Source organism: Corallococcus sp. CA047B (genome assembly GCF_003612065.1).
GTDB lineage: Bacteria > Myxococcota > Myxococcia > Myxococcales > Myxococcaceae > Corallococcus > Corallococcus praedator.
Genome location: NZ_RAWD01000071.1, coordinates 16,478 through 32,021 on the forward strand (window position 1 = coordinate 16,478; position 15,544 = coordinate 32,021).

Consider the following 15,544-nt stretch of genomic DNA (forward strand, 5'->3'; position numbering starts at 1 on the left):
GGGCTGGGCGAGCGAGGTTGCGTCCGGGCGGGAGCGGGGCCTTCCCGGCTGGCCTCAAGGATGCATTGCTAGCGCACATGGGCCGGGACCGAGCTGTTTCCCTGATGGACGACCTTCGCGCCGCCAACCCCAGCGAGCACACGCGCTGGCTGGCCGCGCCCGATGAGCCGGCCTTCCGCGAGCTGCTTCACGCGCGCTACGCGGAGACGTATTCCTACCCGTTCCTCTACGAGCCCGGCGGAGCCGTGCGGCTCTGGAGGGACGGGGCGCTGCTGAGCCTCGGCGAGTTCGACGCGCGGGGGGCGCTGCTGTGGCACACGGGCCTGTGGAGCAAGCCGGGGCGGGACTCGCTGGACTCGGGGCTCTCCGTGGCGCTGCCGAGCCGCCGCACCCTCATGGGCCGCGCCGAGCACGAGGCGCTGTGGGGCTCGCTGCTGGAGCGGCTCGGGCGCTGGGTGGGCTTCCTGCACCAGAACACCTCCACGCTGCACGTCATGGCGCAGCGCTACGCCTCGCGCTTCATGCGGGCGAGGCCCATGGGCCTCGTCGTCAACTACACGCGGGGCGAGACGGTGATTGGCGTGGAGGAGGGCTCGGGCGTGCCCATGCAGGCACTGGCGATGACGACGGTGCTCGCGCCCCCGCCGCCACGCCGGCGCTACCTGCCCGAGGGCCCGTGGGGGGAGTGGCTCGCGTCCATCCTGGCCGGGGTGGGGCTCGCGGAGTCGGTGGCCTTCACTCCGCTGGAGCGCCGCGCATGGAGGGAGGGCGCCGTGCTGCGTCCGCTCGACTGGAACGCGTCGCTGCGTCTGGAGCGGCGGGGCCTCGTGGGATTCAGCGCGGAGGGCACCCCGGCGCTCACGTCCGAGCGGGCGCGCGTGGACCTCATCCACCTGCCCATGGGCGAGCCCCAGCGGGTGGCCGAGGGGACGCCGGTGCTCCTCGCGGCCGGCTTTCTTCCGACGGGCATCCGCCTCCACCAGCGCGAGCCGGATGAACTCGTCTTCCAATACGTGGCGGACCCGAGGGCCGCGTGCGAAGTCGTGAGCCGCGCCCGGCTGGACGGCGCGCGGGCCCGGGAACTCTTCGCGGGATGGAGGGAGCGATGCGCGCGAACTTCGTAGACACGTTGATGGCGCGGCTGGACGGCGAGGTCGCCACCCTCTGGGCCACGGTGCTGCTGCGGCTGGAGGACAGGCCCGACGTGGCGCTCCTGCGCCGGGGGCTGCGCGCGCTGGTGCGGGAGAGCGACCGCCTCAACGTGGCCTGGAACGACGCGCGCCGCGCATGGGTGCCCGCCGTGCGCGGGGACGCGGAGGTGGACGCGGCCCTGGTGGAAGGCGCAGAGCCCCTGTCCGAGCCCGACGCCGTAGCGCGAATCATCAACACGCGGGTGGACCTCACGCGCGACGTGCCGCTGCGGCTGCACTTGCATCCCATGGTGGACGCGGCCCAGGGGCCCTGGCTGCTGGGCATCCAGTTGCACCACGCCATCGGGGACGCGAAGGCGCTGGCGCACCTGCTGGAGCGGCTGTGGTTGCTCTGCGCGGGACGCGGGTCGGAGTCGCGCCCGCTGGAGCCCTCGACGCTCACGGATGGCAAGGTGCTGCTCGCGGCGCTGCGCCAGCCGGGCGTGGTGCTGGGGCTCACGAGTCCGCGCCGGCGGCTCCTGGCGCAGCGGGGAATGGGGCTGCGCCGAAGTGGTGACACCGCCGGACACGCGCTCTCGGCCACGGCGCGGCTCACGCTTCCCCAGGGCGACACGGACCTCCAGGCGTCGGAGGTCTTCTTCTCCGCGCTGCTCGCGGGTGTGGCGCTGCGAGAGTCCCCGGCGGACGGACTCATCCGCCTGCGCATGCCGGTGGACCTGCGGCGGACGCTGGGGCTCGGGCGGACGCTGGGCAATGGCTGCTCCACGGTGCCGATTGAGCTCTCCCTGAAGGAGGTCCGCGCCCGGCTGGAGGCCCCGCGCGAGCTGGCCCGCTTCCTCCGCTCCGAGGTGCAGCGGGTGCTCGATGAGGGCGTGCACTGGACGACGGCGCTGGAGTGCATGGCGGTGGCCCGGCTCGCGCCGGCGCGGGTGCTGCGCAAGAACGCGCGTCCCGGGCTCATCGCCGAGCCCCGGACGAACACGCTCGTCGTCACCTACCTGGGACGGATGGACAAGCACTTCACGGAGGCGCCGCTGCGCATCCGCTCCATGCGCAGCCACACGGCCACCTGGGGCGCCACGGGCCTGTCGTTCGCGGACACGCTCAACATCAACACGGCGGCCTTCGAGGGCCTCTGGACGCGCGAGGAGTTGCGCGACTTCACGGAGCGCGTCGCCGGGTGGGCGTCCTCGGGCTTCGGCCTGCGGGCGGAGGTGCTCGCGCCATGATGGGGCTGCGCGAGGCGCCCGGGGTGTACCTGGGCTTCATCTGCCTGCACGTGCTCGCGGGGCACCTGGGCTCCAGCCTCGTCTACCGCCTGCGCTTCGGGCGCAGCCCGCTGGCCTACCGGAGCGCGGCGGCGGATTCCGCGCACACGCGCGTCACGCGGCGCATCAGCGGCGTCTCGCTGCTCTGGGCCGGCTCCGTGCTCGCGACCGCGTTCTGGCCCGCGTGGTCCGCCATGTCCTGGGGACGGCCGCTGCTGCCCATTCCTCCGCTCGCGGGTTGGGTGCTCGGTGTCGTGGGGCTCATGGGCATGCTGTGGGCCCAGTATGCAATGGGCCCGGCGTTCCGCATCGGCGTGGACGCGGGGGAGGCCCGGCCCGAACTGCACGAGGGGGGACTCCACCGCTACTCGCGCAACCCCATCTACGTGTTCTCCTACCTGTACCTCGTAGGGGCTTCGCTCTGGGCTCCGTCCGTGGTGACGCTGGGCGCCTGTGCGGCGCTCGGGGGGCTTTTCCATCAACTGGTGCTCCAGGAGGAGCGGTTCCTCGCGGACCGCCTCGGTGAGCCCTACGCGCGCTATTGCCAGCGCGCACCTCGCTACTTCTGACGCGCCATGCCGCCAGCCCTCTCGCGTCCCGCTGATTCGCCCGGCGCCGCGCCCCCGGAGCCCGGCCTCTCCCGCGCCGAGCTGGTGGAGCTGCTCCGCATCCGTCCTCTGCGCGCGGTGGGCATGGCGGCGCTGCACCTGGGTGTCTGGGGCGCGGCGGCCGTGGCCATTGCCCACGCGGGCAGCGTCTGGGTGAAGCTGCCGCTGTGGATGCTGGCGGGTGGGGCGGTGATGGGGCTCATCCAGCTCGACCACGACGCGTGGCACGACAATCTCTTCCCGAGGCCGTGGCAGAACCGCCTCTTCGGCAACGCGCTCAGCCTGCTCGTGGGCATCGCCTACGAGCCCATGCGCCATGACCACCTCGCGCACCACCGCTGGAACCGGACAAAGAAGGACCCTGACGCCTACAACGCGGGCCGCCGCTCGCTCGGGCTGTGCGCGCTCTTCTACGCCACCGTGCTGCTCGGCATCCCGCTGAGCCTCATCTACTTCAACGTCCTCTATCCGCTGCAGCACTTCTCCCGCGCGCGATTGCGCCGCCATGGCGCGGTGCTGCTCTGCTACGCGGGCTTCTACGCGGGGCTCTTCTGGCTGCTGTCGCGGCACGGGCTCGTCCCCGGCGCGGTGGAGTGCTGGCTGCTGCCGGTGCTCTTCGCCAGCCCCCTCAACGGCCTCAAGTCCATCGCGGACCACTACGCCAACACGTGGCGCGGGGACCGCTTCCACACCGCGACGACGGTGCGCGGCACGCGGCTCGTCACCTTCCTCTGGAACGGGCTCAACTACCACCTGGACCACCACCTCTATCCGCGCGTGCCCGGCTACAACCTCGCGAGGCTGCACACCCACCTGCGCCCCGGGCTGCTCGCGCGCGGCGCCCCCGTCTTCGACAGCTACCTCGATGTCATGGGACGCGCGCTGCTCGCCGGGCCCACCGTCGTGGACGAGGACGTGCGGCTCGTCACCCTGGAACGAAAGCGCCCATGAACGCCCTGCGCCAGCTGTACGCGGACATCCGCTACGAGGACGGCCGCTGGCCGCTGTCCCGCTGGGACCTCAACCTGCGCTACATCGCCAAGAGCCTCCTCCACGTCCCCGAGCCGCGCCGCACCGAGGACGTCGAGCACTTCGCGCGCGTCGCCCGGCACCTCGCCTCCGGGAGCTGGAAGCCCGACGCGCCCGCGGCGCTCAACCTGTGCGCCGTGGGCGATGTGATGTGGATTCGCAGCGGCTTCCGCGAGGCCCTCTCCCCGGGCGTGCGCGCGCTGATGGCGGACGCGCACGTGGCCTTCGCCAACCTGGAGACGCCCGTGGACCCGGCGCGGCCCGTGCCCCGGCTTGTCTACGAGACGCTCCACTACAACGCGCCGCCGGGCTACCTGGACGCGTGGGAGGGCACCGCGCGCCACCGCGTGTTCTCGCTGTGCAACAACCACGCGCTGGACCAGGGCGCGGAAGGGCTGGAGCGCACGCGCCAGAGCGTGCTGGCCCGCCCGGAGCACCGCTGCGTCGGAGGCCCCCGGGCGGAGGACGCGGTGGCGGGCCTGGAGGTGGCCGGGGTGCGCCTGGGCATTGCCGCGGTGACGTATGACATCAACCACCTCGCGGGGGCGCCGCCCGAGGGCGTTCCGGTGACGCGCCTGGGCAACCCGCTGCATGCGCCCGACTGGGAGCGGCTGGGCGCCCTCATTGACGCGGCGCGCGCGGTGGGGCCGGACCTCGTGGTGCTCATGCCGCACTGGGGCTTCGAGTACGAGTACTGGCCCGAGTCCCTCCAGCGCGAGCACGCCTACCGCCTCATCGAGCGCGGGGCGGACATCCTCCTGGGCTCCTCGCCGCACGTGCTGCAGCCCGTGGAGCTGGTCTCCATCGACGGCGGGGACCCCACGTGCCCCGCGCAGGTGCGCCGGGGAGGGCCGCCGCGAGTGGGGCTCATCGCGTACTCGCTCGGCAACTTCCTGAGCATCATGCCCACGCGGGCGTGCCAGACGGGCGCGGTGCTGAAGCTCGCGCTCGCGCGGGACGCGGGGGGCCCCCTGTGCCCCGTGGACGTGCGCGCGGTGCCCACGGCGTGCGGGCGGGGCCTGGGCGGCGAGGGCTTCCTGGACGCGGGGGTCGTGGCGGTGGACGAGCTGGGCCTGGAGCGCGCGGCGCCGCACCTCGCGCACGCGCGGCGCACCCTGGGCGGACTGATTTCAACCCGGAGGGACTGAGATGGTGTCGATGCGGGAGCGGTTGGAGGCACTCACCGTGGGCATGGCCCGGCAGGTCGCGGGCTGGCTGCCGGCCGTGACGCCCGAGCGGTACGTGGCCTTCCTGGACATGATGTACCACTACACGCTGCGCAGTGGAGACCGGCTGCGGCTCGCGGCCGAGCGCGCCACGCTCCCCGAGCTGAAGGCCTTCTTCGCGGAGCTCGCGGCGGACGAGCAGTCCCACTACCAGCTCGCGAAGGCGGACCTCGCGGCCTTCGGGCGCACGCCGTCGGACGCCACGCCCCGCGAGGTCTCCGCGTTCCACGCCTTCTGGGAAGGCATCCCGGCGGAGCGCCAGCTCTCGTTCCTCGGCGCGCTGTACGTGCTGGAGGGCGTGGCGCGGCACCTCGGGGGCGACACACGCCAGGGGTTGGGGCGGCTCGGCCTGGACAGGACGCGGGCGCGCTTCCTGCTCGTGCACCTGGACGTGGACGTGGAGCACGGCGCGCGGGCCCAGGCGCTCTGCGAGTCGCTCGGTGCGCACGGCCCCGAGCCCCTGCTGGACGGCGCGCGCCAGGCGGCGGACTTCTGGGTGGCCATCCATCGCCGGGCGCTCGCGGAGGCATAGGCCGGGCCCCTGCGGGCCAGCCAGGGTCGAGCCCCTCCCCGAGTCTGGGCTGTAACCGTCCGGCCAACTGCCCAGGGCCGCCTTTCTCAACGCAGCCTCGCTGCGGTTGCTGTCCAAGGGCAGGCGCGCGTCGCAGACGAATCGGGTGAGGGCGTCCCACTGTTTTCGGGCGTAGGACAGGGCCTGCCCCAGCGGGTCACGTGCCGGTGACCCGGGGCGATGGGGTCAGAGGTCCAGCCGCCAGAGCTGGTTGTCCGCCGGCCCGTTGCGATGCATGGGGAAGGTGATGAGCCGCCCCGAGCCATCGGTCCTGCCGCCCTCGATATCCAGCACAAGGCCGTTGAGCTGGCTCTGGATGAAGTAGGTGCCGCGGACGCGACCGGGCACGAGCTTCCACACCTGATTGAGTCCGCCGTGGGCCTCCCACGTGATCACGCGGGTTCCCTCGGCCTTGTCGGCCCCCTCCACGTCGAGCACGAGCCCGTTGAGCCGGCTGCGGATGAGGTAGCCACCTTGCGTGGGCACCAGTTCCCACATCTGGTTGTCATTGCCCTCGCGGTTGGACTTGGCCCGGAAGGCGACGAGCCCCGCGCCGGGCGAGCGGTTGGCACCCTCGATGTCGATGACGAGCCCCGCGAGCTTGCTGCGGATGGAGGTGCTGCGCTGGGGACGCGTCTCTCCCCGGCCATGGCCCCACTCCGAACGCCCAGGGGGCGGCGAGGGGCGCGCCTCGCCCTGACACCAGCCCGCGGGGCTGCACGTGCGTGCGCCATCGCACTGCGAGGCATCGTGGCAGCGGTTGGGCCCGGGGCGGTTGCGCGACTCGTCCCAGCGGTAGTTCGGGCCCGGTCCCGCCGCCACCGTCATCGGCAGGAGCAGCAGCGCGAGCGCTGCCCATCCCCTGCCCTTCGCGGACGCTCGGTCTTCACGCGCACGACCAGCCTCGGAGCCACTGCGAACCGCGAACATGGGACTTCTCCTTTTCATGGAGGTCTCCAGTGGAGGGGCAGCGCTCGCCGCCCCCTCGCACTGTGTCCTTCATGACGGGGACCCGGGATCTTCATTCACGCAACGCTATTTCTTGAGGCAGACGACGCGGTCCAACGCCAGGCCGCTGCGGGAGTTGCTGAAGGATGCACGTCAGGGACTTTGAGTCCATGCCCCCCAAGCGCTTGTCGGCGGGTGATAGGACGACGTCGGCCATCCGCGTGTTGTGCGCCGAGCTGTCGGGAGCGTGGAGTGGTGTCGTGCATTCCATGAGAGGGGACGGTCCATTCCGGGCTTCATCCTGCTCCTCGTGGGGAGACACTCGATGCGAAGTCGTTCTGGTGTGCTGTGGTCGTGGGGGCTGGGCCTGACGCTGGCCTTGTCGCTGGGGGCGTGTGGTGTGGAGCCCCTGGAGGAAAAGATACGTCCTCTGGAGGAGGGGGTGTCGCAAGAGGACGACGGGGCATTGACGCGTGAGCGCCCGGAAGCCTTGTTGACGTGGGACCCGTATGCGGACGCCGTGGCGTCGGGCACCACGGCGACGGTGCTCAACGCGAGCGCGGCGCTGGGCGCTCCGGACGGGCAGGCCGCGACCCTGCTGGGCTTGCTCAACGCGGCACTGGTGCTGGACCTGGGCCAGGGCGAGGAAGGCACCGGCGACCTGCGCGTCTATTACCAGGGCCTGTCGTTGGCGCTGGTAGCCCAGGTGGACTTCCTGAAGGCGGATGGGACATTCGTTGGCTCCAGCTCGTTGCGCCTGGTGGAGCTGGGCCTGGGGACACATGTCGCGGTGGCGACGTACCCGGGGAACGTGCCCTATCGCTACGTGCGCCTGAGGGGCGCGGTGCTCGCGCTCTACCTGGTGGACGCGGTGGAGACGTCGCTGCGACCCTTCTGTGGTGATGGGGTGTCCGCCGGGTCCGAAACCTGTGACGACGGCAACCAGCTCTCCGGAGACGGCTGCAACAGCGTCTGCCAGGTGGAGCCGGGCTACACCTGCACGGGGCAGCCAAGCGTTTGCGACAACAATTCAGCGCCCACGGTCGAGGACGTCCACGCGACCACCCCCGAGGACACCTCGGTGAACATCACCATCCCCGCGACGGACCCGGATGGCGACGCGCTTGCCTTCTCCTACACCACGCCTGGCCATGGCACGCTCACGCTCTCGGGGGCGTCGGTGACGTACACCCCGAACGCGAACTTCGCCGGAGAGGACACCTTCCAGGTGACGGTCTCCGACGGCAAGAAGCAGGCAACGGCCACCATCACGGTCACCGTGACTCCGGTCAACGACGCGCCCGTGGCCGCCTCCGCCGCGGTGACGGTGAACTACAACACGTCGACGCCCATCACGTTGACGGCCACGGACGTGGAAGGGGATGCGCTCACGTTCACCGTGACGGCTCCCACTCACGGAACCCTGTCCGGGACGGGCGCCCAGGTGCTCTACACGCCGGCCGCTGACTTCCAGGGGCAGGACCAGTTCACCTTCGAGGCCAGCGACGGCGCGCTTGCCTCCAATACCGCCACGGTCACCATCACCGTCCGGGGGCCGCCTGTCTGCGGCGACGGCTTCGTCGACTCGGGTGAGGTGTGTGACGACGGCAACCGCGCTGCGGGGGACGGCTGCCGAGCGGACTGCCAGGGCGTGGAGGTGTGCGGCGACGGTCTGGTCGACAGCGTGGCGGGAGAGCAGTGCGACGATGGCGGCACGACCCCCGGGGATGGCTGCGACGCCGCGTGCCAACTGGATGCCTTTACGAATGTGCCCCCCACGCTCATCAGCGGGACCCTGAACTGCACCACGGCCAACACGAACACGGGGCGCAAGGTGGCGGTGGATGCACTGGGGCGCTTCTACGCCGTCATGAGGTGCGGTGGCGCGGTCCATGTCAGCGTGAGCGTGGACCGTGGCCACACCTGGGTGGGGCCCACGCCCCTGGGCATCACCAACGCGGCTGAAGTCGCGATTGAAGGCGGCCCCACGGGGGTCGCCTACGTCGCGGCCACCAGTGCGGGCACGGTGATATTCACCCGGACCGTCGACGCGGGAGCAACCTGGGATGCGCCGCGAGTCCTCAGCTCGGCGGCCAACCCGACCGTCAGTCTGGATTCCAGGGGCGACGCCCTCTACATCTGCGTCTCGCAAGGCTCCGCGGGGGTGCGCGTCCTCCGGAACTTCGCGCGAGGCGCGAACGACTTCAGCGTGACGGACGTGGAACAGCGCAATGCCTTCTTCGACGTCATCGTGGACAAGATCAGCGGAGATGTCTTCTCGGTGAGCGACGACCCCTCTTTCCGCATCCGCCGCAGCAGCGACCAGGGGACCACCTTCGGCCCGCTGAGCTCCCCGCCGGGGCAGGCCTTCTTCTCGGACTGGACGGGCTCCAACGGCTTCATCTACACCACGGGCTCCAACGGGGATAACAACGTGGACGTCATCCCAATGTCCGCGCCGGGGACGAGCACCCAAGTGCCCGGCCTGCCCACGGACGTCGGTCCCGGTTCCTTCCGGACGATTGACGCGGATGCGCTCGGCAACGGCTACATCGCCACCCAGCGGGGGACGGGCGACATCCAGTTGGACCGGATGCTCGTGGGGGCCGCCACGATCCTGACCACGGATGCCAGGACGGTGGGGCCAGGCGCCGCGCCAGCGGTCGCGGCGCTCCCGTCGAACGGCGGCGCCCTGGTGGCCTACACGAACGGCACCAGCATCTACGCCTCAGTGGTCGTGTACTGAATTGACGGAGTCCCTGATGCGCGCCTTCCAGTTCGTGAGGGAGGCGCGCATCCAGGTCTCCGTGGGTGGGGCCACGCCATGGTTGGAGTTGCGCCGAAGGGCGATTTCACCGCTTCGGCGCCGCTGTGCCTGCCCAAGACTCGCTCAACGCGGCGACCGGATTGGGGAGAGGCACAGGACTACGGCGTCGCCTACAACTCGTCGAAGAGTGCGCTCAACATGATCACCGGGTTCATGGAGCGGGTGTCGCGGATGGCGAGAAGCCGCCTCATCCAGTCTTGCGCGACAGGAAGTAGACGTTCCCGCCTGGGTCCGTGTGCGTCGCTTCCAGCGTGAGCCCGTGCGCGCGCAGCAGGTCGCGATACCCGTCGACGCTGTACGAGTGATAGCGGAACGGCACGCCATTCATCGGCTCGCCGTCGATGGAGCCGTGGACGTCGCCCGAGGTGAAGAGGAACGCGGCGCCAGGTCTCAATGCCCTCGCGATGTTGGCGATCGCGTGTTCCTGCTCTTCGTGGCGCAGGTGGAACAGGACCCCCCACGCGATCGCGGCGTCGAACGTCCGCGCCTGAAGTTCACACGACTGGATGGGCGCACAGAGCACCGGCACGTGGGGGAAGTTCGCTTGAAATCGCGCCAGCAGCTCGCGGGAGCTGTCCACGCCCATCACATGGCAGCCGTGCTCCAGCAGCACCCGCGTCAGCGGCAGTCCCGTGCCGCAGCCGACGTCCAGCACCGAGGCGCCGGCCGGAAGTGAGGCCGCGAGCGCGGTCACCTCCGGGACACCCGTGGGGCCTGTGCGTTGGGATGCATACCAGTCCGCGATCAAATCGTACTCGTGCACGCGTCAGCCTCCTCCGGGTGGAGCCCCTGCGTGACGGGGAATCTACCCTCACTCGAAGCCCGTGATGTCCGCGCTCAGGAACAACTCTTCTGCCCCAGGAGGGGCGTGTTCCTCGTGAACTCACAGGCGCAGTTGCTCACCATGCACTTGAAAGAGGCGGACTCATCACACAGCGACTCCACCTTGCGCCAGGCGACGGTGGGCCTTTCCCAGGTCAGGTCCTGCGTGTAGAGGACGCCGTTCTTGACCGCGAAGGCGTGGGTCCAGGTCCAGGGGTCGTTCGAAGTTTCATTCTCGGTGTTGGAGCAGCGGCTCGTCATGGTCATGACCAGACGGCCGTTCTCCACCTTCCAAGTCCCCAGATCGTTCCTCCAGTCCGCCTCAATCAAGAGGATGGACTTCCCCTTCACCAGCATGGCGAACGGATAGCTGGAACCGCGCTCCCTGCGATAGAGGCCGTCGCTCAGCGTCCCCCCATTCAGCGGGGGAGCATCCGTCACCTCCGCGCCGTCCGCATCCCACGTGGAGCACCAACCCACGGCGTCACACTTGAGCGCGGACTCCGAGCCGCCTCCGTCCCCTTCCCCGTCCACCTCCCCTTCGGTCGCGTCACCACAGCCCACCACCAGCATGGAGAGAAGCACCAGGTACCGTGTCGCCGCTTTCATGTCGTCCTTCCAGGAGTCTTCGGGGAGCACCCTTGCCCCCCTGCTGACTGGAAGAGACAGGCCCTGCGCCACCGTTGCGTGGAATCGACCCGCATCCTCTCGAAAGCGTGCGAACTCGCCCCTCGCTTCCGCCGTTTCCGGGGCATGGGCCTGCCTCCAGACGGTCAGCGCACCCAGGCGCCATGCCGGGGCGTGTCGCCGAATGGGAGGAGCCGGGCGACGTGTGGTCAATGCGGCTTGGGCGGGATCGTGTCGAACCGCGGCACCCCGTCCGCGACGTCGTAGTAGTCGCCCTTGTCGGCCATGTAGACGTGGACCGCGATGCGGGTGTGGGTAGGCGTGTCGAAGGCGCCCATCGCGATTCCAATCCAGTCGCGTTGGAGCGGATCCCAGAACAGCGACGAACCGCAGACAGAGCAGAAGCCGCGACGCGCCTTCTCGGACGACTGGAACCAGCGGATCGTGTCCTCGCCTTCGATCGTGACCGCTGAGCGCGGCACGTCGGTCGAGACGAAATAATGGCCCGAGTGCTTGCGACACCGACCGCAGTGGCAGGCGTCAGGGCCAGGCAACTCGCCCTCCACGGTGAAGCGGACCGCGCCGCACAAACAGGAACCCCGATGCATGGGTGACCTCATCCGAACGAGAGAAAGACTGCGAACAATGTTCTACCGGTCGCGGACACCTGGGGCGCGGCCGCATCCAATACACTCCCGCCGAACAAGGTGCTCGCCCGCTTCGGCTCGCTGGAGGAGGACATATGAGCTCGAAGCTCGCCACGTGCGCGTCCATCTCGCTCGCAGTGCGTGACACGACGACTTCGTCGGCGCCGAGCGCGTTGGTGCTCGTGGGGGGCTGTATCAAGGAGACGCAGGAGAGATTAGACTCCTGCGCAGAAAGGGGACTCGTCGGCGATATCGATTTCATCCCCCTCCTGTGAATCGAATACGCCTGCGAGCGGATGCTGAAAATGACGTCAAGTATCGGTCCGTCATCGACACCGCGAGCCTGGGTGGGTAGCTCATGACACGCATCTTCGTAAGCGGCTCTGCGGACGGACTCGGTCGCTACACCGTGGACACGCTTCTCGCCGAGGGGCATCAGGTTGTTCTTCACGTGCGTGACCCGCAGCGTCTCTCCGCCGTGCAAGAGCTCGTGGCACGAGGAGCGCTCGCCGTCGTTGGCGACCTCGCCGACCTCCAGCAGACCCGCGACGTCGCCGACCAGGTGAACGCACTCGGCCCCATGGACGCAGTGATCCACAACGCAGGCGTCTACTCGGGCCCGTCGGTGCTGGCCGTGAACGTCGTCGCACCGTACGTACTCACCGCCCTCATCCAACGTCCGAAGCGCTTGATCTACGTGAGCAGCGGCATGCACCGAGGCGGACGTCCAACCCTCGACGGAATGGACTGGAGCGGACGCCGCGCCACCGGCTCCTATTCGGACAGCAAGCTCTTCGTCACCGCGCTCGCCGCCGCTGTCGCACGCCTTTGGCCTGAGGTCATCAGCAACTCCGTCGACCCGGGCTGGGTGCCCACCAAGATGGGGGGGCCCAACGCGCCGGATGACCTGCGACTCGGCCATCTCACCCAGGAGTGGCTGGCCACCAGCGATGCCGCGGAAGCGCGCACGACCGGTGGCTACTGGCACCACCAACAACGGGCCGAGGAGCATCCATCGGTCCACGATCCGGAGTTCCAAAGCAGCCTGCTCGACGAGCTCGCCCGCGCGACTGGAACTCCGCTGGTGTGAAGCGACAAGGGCCCGGCACCCAACAGCGTGCATCACCACCGTCGGCGAACGGTCGCCTTGGGGCCGGTCACCAGGCTCGCCGCGGGCACGTCGTCGACGACGACCGCACCGGCCGCGACCACGGCGTCGCGCCCGATACGGACCCCGGGCATGATCGTCGCGCCCGCGCCAATCCACACGTTCTCCGCCACGTCGATGGGTGCGCCCGTGAGGTACAGCCGCCGATCGCCCGGGTCCACCGGATGGCTGACGGTGATGAACGTGGCCTTCGGGCCGACCATCACACCCTCGCCCAGCCGAATGCCGGCGTAGTCGAGGAACGTGCAGCCCTGATTGATGAACACACGCTCGGACAGCTCCAGATGGAGGCCGTGGTCCGTGTAGAAGGGCGGATGGATCGTGACCCTCTTCGGGAGCGGTCGGCCCAGGAGCTGCTCGAACAGGGCGGCCTTGCCCACCTCGTCCTCGAAGGGCAGGACGTTGAGGCGCGACGTAAGCTCGGTGGCCCGCAGCACCCGCTTGCTCATCGCCGTGAACTCGGGGCTGAGGACCCTCTCCCCGCTCGCTAGGGACTCAGGGCTGTGGATGCGCATGAGACGGTCAATGGGCATGCCACGACCTTCGCTCCCTGCCCACACTCACGTCCAGCCGCTCCTCCCCGAGACGCGGTGTCGAGCCCGAGCGCTGCGCTCACAGTGGCGGCCAGGAGGCAGCGCTCTGCCTGCATTCACCGCTGGATGCCGGTGAGCGCGAGGCGCAGCACCCGGCGCGCGGTGAGCGGGTCGTCTTCGTTGGCGACGGCAATCGCGTTCGCCAGCCGCATCAGGTCCTCCGTGGTGGCGCTGGCGTGAATCGCGCCCGCCGATGACGCCTTCTCCACCAGGACGCGCAACACGTCGCGCACCATGTCCGTGCAGCAGATGTCTTCGGCGGAGAGGCCCTCCGGCCCCGTGAGCAGCGCGGCGGCGAGCCCACGATGGGTCGCGGTATGGACCGTCAAATCCTCGAGCCAGGCGGCCAGCTCGGCGGCGGGCTTCTTGCCCGGCTGCGCGGTGGCCCGCGCGCAGAGATGTGCGACCCCATCCCGGAAGACCACCTCCAACAGCGCCTGCCGAGACGGGAAGTGCCGGTGCAGGGTCGCCGAGCCCACCCCCGCCTTCCGGGCAATCTCCTCCAGCGACGCCTGCGCGCCATCCCGGGCAACCAGCTCCACGGCGGCCGCGACAATCCGCTCCCGGTTGCGTCGCCCATCCGCGCGCAACGGCTTGACGTGCTCCACGGAACTCCTCTCCCTGGGCTCCCTTCCTTGACAAACGGGGTCCCCCTCCGTATCTAACCACGAAGATAAACGGTGGGGTCCCCCGTTTACAAAAAGGAGCTGCCTATGAGTGCGCAGACCGTTCTCGTTACCGCCGCCACGGGGCGCCAGGGCGGCGCCACCGCCCGGGCCCTGCTGGCCGAAGGCCACTCCGCGGTGCGCGTGTTGGTGCGCGATCCGGAGGCGCCGAACGCCCGGGCCCTCGCGGCGGCGGGCGCCGACGTGGTCGTCGGGGACCTCGATGATCCTGCGTCGTTGCGCGCCGCGTGCGCCGGGGCGCGGGCGGTCTTCTCGATGCAGTCCCCCATCCTCTTGGCGACGGGGATCGACTTCAGCAAGGAGCTCCAGCAGGGGAGGAACCTTGTCGAGGCCGCGCTCGCCGAGGGCGTCGAGACGTTCGTGCACACCGCGACGTCCGGCGTCGGAAACCACCGCGACATCGAGGGCTGGGCAGAGGGACGCTGGAAGTTCCACGAGGTGTACTGGGAGAACAAGCTGGCCACCTGCGACCTCGTCCGTGGCGCGGGCTTCCGGCACTGGACCCTCATCCTGCCCGCCACCTTCATGGACCAACCCATGTTCGACCCCGCCGGCTTCGTCGACGGACGCCGCATGGTCACGGTGATCAAGACGGATCGCCCCATCCCGTTGATCGCCCCGGAGGACATCGGCAAGGCCGCTGCGGCGGCCATCCAGCATCCGTCGACGTTCCACGGCGTGACGCTGCAGCTTGCGGGGGACGTGCTCACGCTTCCGCAAATCGCCGAGATCCTCTCCCGCGTCGACGGCAAGGAGTACACCGTCCAGTCGGGCACCATCGAGGAGGCCGTCGCGGCCGGGTTGCATCCCGGCGTGGCGCAAGGCTTGACATACATGAACGTCGCTCCGGTGCTCGCACGGCCCGAGCTCGCGCGTGCCTACGGCCTGTCGCCCATGAGCTTCGAGACCTGGGTGAGCCAGCGTCGCGGGCTGACCTGACCGCCTGTCCCTGCTCAAGAGCGGGTCGCTGCGTCATGGGTGCGTTCTAGCGCTGCCTCCATGCGTCGCACTATTGTTGGCGGATGGCACTCTTCTGGTACCTGATGGTCACGCTGCTCGGCGCGCTGGGAACCCTGGCTTCGCTGCGCGTGCTCGAGCGGCTCGTGTACGGCGGCGGCAGCGGCTCCCTCCTCGTGCAGGCCGGCATGGGGCTCGGCCTGCTGATGCTGGCGACAAAGGCGTTGGGCAAGGCGCGCGCGCTGAAACGCCCGGCCCCGCCCGCCGGGAGCAGCGAGTCGAATCCTTCCTAGCAGGCTGTTGAGAAACCCCTCCGAGGGATCGACACCCCGCACTGAGGCGTGGTGTCCTCCGCGCCTCGGAGGGAGTGATGCGAGGACGGCCCAAGCAGCAGACGACGCTGTTCAGCCTGAGGA

At 69.8% G+C, this 15,544-nt stretch carries 16 protein-coding genes and 1 pseudogene; 10 read left to right on the forward strand and 7 right to left on the reverse strand.

The genetic code is table 11. The features are described 5' to 3' along the window. The first annotated feature begins 77 nt into the window (after positions 1 to 77). Genes D7X74_RS13990 through D7X74_RS14015 form a run of 6 tightly spaced genes read left to right on the forward strand, consistent with a single transcriptional unit; the run spans position 78 to position 5,814 of the window. On the forward strand, positions 78 to 1,124 hold the full coding sequence (locus D7X74_RS13990) for a hypothetical protein (RefSeq protein ID WP_147446566.1): 1,047 nt from the start codon (positions 78 to 80) through the stop codon (positions 1,122 to 1,124). Continuing rightward, positions 1,106 to 2,380 (forward strand): hypothetical protein, encoded by a 1,275-nt coding sequence (locus D7X74_RS13995; RefSeq protein WP_120533450.1) that lies wholly within the window; start codon positions 1,106 to 1,108, stop codon positions 2,378 to 2,380. Before D7X74_RS13990 ends, D7X74_RS13995 begins: the two co-directional genes overlap by 19 nt. After that, on the forward strand, positions 2,377 to 2,988 hold the full coding sequence (locus D7X74_RS14000; RefSeq protein ID WP_120533451.1) for an isoprenylcysteine carboxylmethyltransferase family protein: 612 nt from the start codon (positions 2,377 to 2,379) through the stop codon (positions 2,986 to 2,988). Before D7X74_RS13995 ends, D7X74_RS14000 begins: the two co-directional genes overlap by 4 nt. Before the next feature lie 6 nt (positions 2,989 to 2,994). Further along, the gene (locus D7X74_RS14005) at positions 2,995 to 3,978 is read left to right on the forward strand and encodes a fatty acid desaturase (protein ID WP_120533452.1); all 984 of its coding nucleotides are present in this window, start codon (positions 2,995 to 2,997) and stop codon (positions 3,976 to 3,978) included. Beyond that, positions 3,975 to 5,204: a CapA family protein gene (locus tag D7X74_RS14010; protein WP_120533453.1), complete on the forward strand. Its 1,230-nt coding sequence runs from the start codon at positions 3,975 to 3,977 to the stop codon at positions 5,202 to 5,204. The genes D7X74_RS14005 and D7X74_RS14010 overlap by 4 nt, the downstream gene beginning before the upstream one ends. 1 nt (position 5,205) lies before the next feature. Further along, positions 5,206 to 5,814, forward strand: coding sequence for an iron-containing redox enzyme family protein (locus tag D7X74_RS14015; RefSeq protein WP_120533454.1), 609 nt, complete (start codon positions 5,206 to 5,208; stop codon positions 5,812 to 5,814). Positions 5,815 to 5,895: 81 nt separating this feature from the next. Here the strand turns inward: D7X74_RS14015 and D7X74_RS44835 are convergent. Both D7X74_RS44835 and D7X74_RS14025 read right to left on the reverse strand, forming a co-directional pair. Then, positions 5,896 to 6,012, reverse strand: a pseudogene (locus D7X74_RS44835) (transposase); the annotation flags it as partial. A gap of 27 nt (positions 6,013 to 6,039) precedes the next feature. Then, positions 6,040 to 6,783, reverse strand: a complete 744-nt coding sequence (locus D7X74_RS14025) for an RICIN domain-containing protein (protein WP_158622230.1) — start codon at positions 6,781 to 6,783, stop codon at positions 6,040 to 6,042. A gap of 343 nt (positions 6,784 to 7,126) precedes the next feature. On the opposite strand from D7X74_RS14025, the gene D7X74_RS14030 reads away from it, so the two are divergent. Next, complete coding sequence (locus D7X74_RS14030) at positions 7,127 to 9,547, forward strand: Ig-like domain-containing protein (protein WP_120533456.1); 2,421 nt, start codon at positions 7,127 to 7,129, stop codon at positions 9,545 to 9,547. Positions 9,548 to 9,815: 268 nt separating this feature from the next. On the opposite strand, the gene D7X74_RS14035 is transcribed toward D7X74_RS14030, so the two are convergent. From D7X74_RS14035 to D7X74_RS14045, 3 genes are all read right to left on the reverse strand, one after another. Continuing rightward, a complete protein-coding gene (locus D7X74_RS14035) occupies positions 9,816 to 10,391 on the reverse strand; it encodes a class I SAM-dependent methyltransferase (protein WP_120533457.1) in 576 nt (191 codons plus the stop codon). A gap of 74 nt (positions 10,392 to 10,465) precedes the next feature. Then, complete coding sequence (locus tag D7X74_RS14040) at positions 10,466 to 11,059, reverse strand: hypothetical protein (protein ID WP_120533458.1); 594 nt, start codon at positions 11,057 to 11,059, stop codon at positions 10,466 to 10,468. 227 nt (positions 11,060 to 11,286) lie between these two features. Further along, the gene (locus D7X74_RS14045) at positions 11,287 to 11,685 is read right to left on the reverse strand and encodes a GFA family protein (RefSeq protein ID WP_120533459.1); all 399 of its coding nucleotides are present in this window, start codon (positions 11,683 to 11,685) and stop codon (positions 11,287 to 11,289) included. Between the two features lie 397 nt (positions 11,686 to 12,082). Here D7X74_RS14045 and D7X74_RS14055 point away from each other — a divergent pair, with 397 nt between their 5' ends. Then, entirely contained in the window at positions 12,083 to 12,814 is a 732-nt protein-coding gene (locus tag D7X74_RS14055; protein WP_120533460.1) for an SDR family NAD(P)-dependent oxidoreductase, read from the forward strand. A 32-nt stretch (positions 12,815 to 12,846) separates the two neighbouring features. Here D7X74_RS14055 and D7X74_RS14060 read toward each other — a convergent pair whose 3' ends face one another. Next, positions 12,847 to 13,425 carry a DapH/DapD/GlmU-related protein gene (locus D7X74_RS14060; protein WP_120533461.1) on the reverse strand — a complete coding sequence of 193 codons (579 nt, stop codon included), beginning with the start codon at positions 13,423 to 13,425 and terminating at the stop codon, positions 12,847 to 12,849. Positions 13,426 to 13,541: 116 nt separating this feature from the next. Next, positions 13,542 to 14,093, reverse strand: a complete 552-nt coding sequence (locus tag D7X74_RS14065) for a TetR/AcrR family transcriptional regulator (RefSeq protein WP_120533462.1) — start codon at positions 14,091 to 14,093, stop codon at positions 13,542 to 13,544. A gap of 105 nt (positions 14,094 to 14,198) precedes the next feature. On the opposite strand from D7X74_RS14065, the gene D7X74_RS14070 reads away from it, so the two are divergent. Both D7X74_RS14070 and D7X74_RS14075 read left to right on the forward strand, forming a co-directional pair. Then, positions 14,199 to 15,110, forward strand: coding sequence for an NmrA family NAD(P)-binding protein (locus D7X74_RS14070; RefSeq protein WP_120533463.1), 912 nt, complete (start codon positions 14,199 to 14,201; stop codon positions 15,108 to 15,110). Between the two features lie 83 nt (positions 15,111 to 15,193). Further along, on the forward strand, positions 15,194 to 15,421 hold the full coding sequence (locus D7X74_RS14075; RefSeq protein WP_120533464.1) for a hypothetical protein: 228 nt from the start codon (positions 15,194 to 15,196) through the stop codon (positions 15,419 to 15,421). The last annotated feature ends 123 nt before the right edge of the window (positions 15,422 to 15,544 follow it).

Bases quoted from the DNA above. Each gene is read 5' to 3' on its own strand.
- D7X74_RS14040 (WP_120533458.1), bottom strand. From the start codon at position 11,059: ATGAAAGCGGCGACACGGTACCTGGTGCTTCTCTCCATGCTGGTGGTG.
- D7X74_RS14070 (WP_120533463.1), top strand. From the start codon at position 14,199: ATGAGTGCGCAGACCGTTCTCGTTACCGCCGCCACGGGGCGCCAGGGC.
- D7X74_RS14015 (WP_120533454.1), top strand. From the start codon at position 5,206: ATGGTGTCGATGCGGGAGCGGTTGGAGGCACTCACCGTGGGCATGGCC.
- D7X74_RS14045 (WP_120533459.1), bottom strand. From the start codon at position 11,685: ATGCATCGGGGTTCCTGTTTGTGCGGCGCGGTCCGCTTCACCGTGGAG.
- D7X74_RS14005 (WP_120533452.1), top strand. From the start codon at position 2,995: ATGCCGCCAGCCCTCTCGCGTCCCGCTGATTCGCCCGGCGCCGCGCCC.
- D7X74_RS13995 (WP_120533450.1), top strand. From the start codon at position 1,106: ATGCGCGCGAACTTCGTAGACACGTTGATGGCGCGGCTGGACGGCGAG.
- D7X74_RS14055 (WP_120533460.1), top strand. From the start codon at position 12,083: ATGACACGCATCTTCGTAAGCGGCTCTGCGGACGGACTCGGTCGCTAC.
- D7X74_RS14060 (WP_120533461.1), bottom strand. From the start codon at position 13,425: ATGCCCATTGACCGTCTCATGCGCATCCACAGCCCTGAGTCCCTAGCG.
- D7X74_RS14010 (WP_120533453.1), top strand. From the start codon at position 3,975: ATGAACGCCCTGCGCCAGCTGTACGCGGACATCCGCTACGAGGACGGC.
- D7X74_RS14000 (WP_120533451.1), top strand. From the start codon at position 2,377: ATGATGGGGCTGCGCGAGGCGCCCGGGGTGTACCTGGGCTTCATCTGC.
- D7X74_RS13990 (WP_147446566.1), top strand. From the start codon at position 78: ATGGGCCGGGACCGAGCTGTTTCCCTGATGGACGACCTTCGCGCCGCC.
- D7X74_RS14025 (WP_158622230.1), bottom strand. From the start codon at position 6,783: ATGTTCGCGGTTCGCAGTGGCTCCGAGGCTGGTCGTGCGCGTGAAGAC.
- D7X74_RS14030 (WP_120533456.1), top strand. From the start codon at position 7,127: ATGCGAAGTCGTTCTGGTGTGCTGTGGTCGTGGGGGCTGGGCCTGACG.
- D7X74_RS14075 (WP_120533464.1), top strand. From the start codon at position 15,194: ATGGCACTCTTCTGGTACCTGATGGTCACGCTGCTCGGCGCGCTGGGA.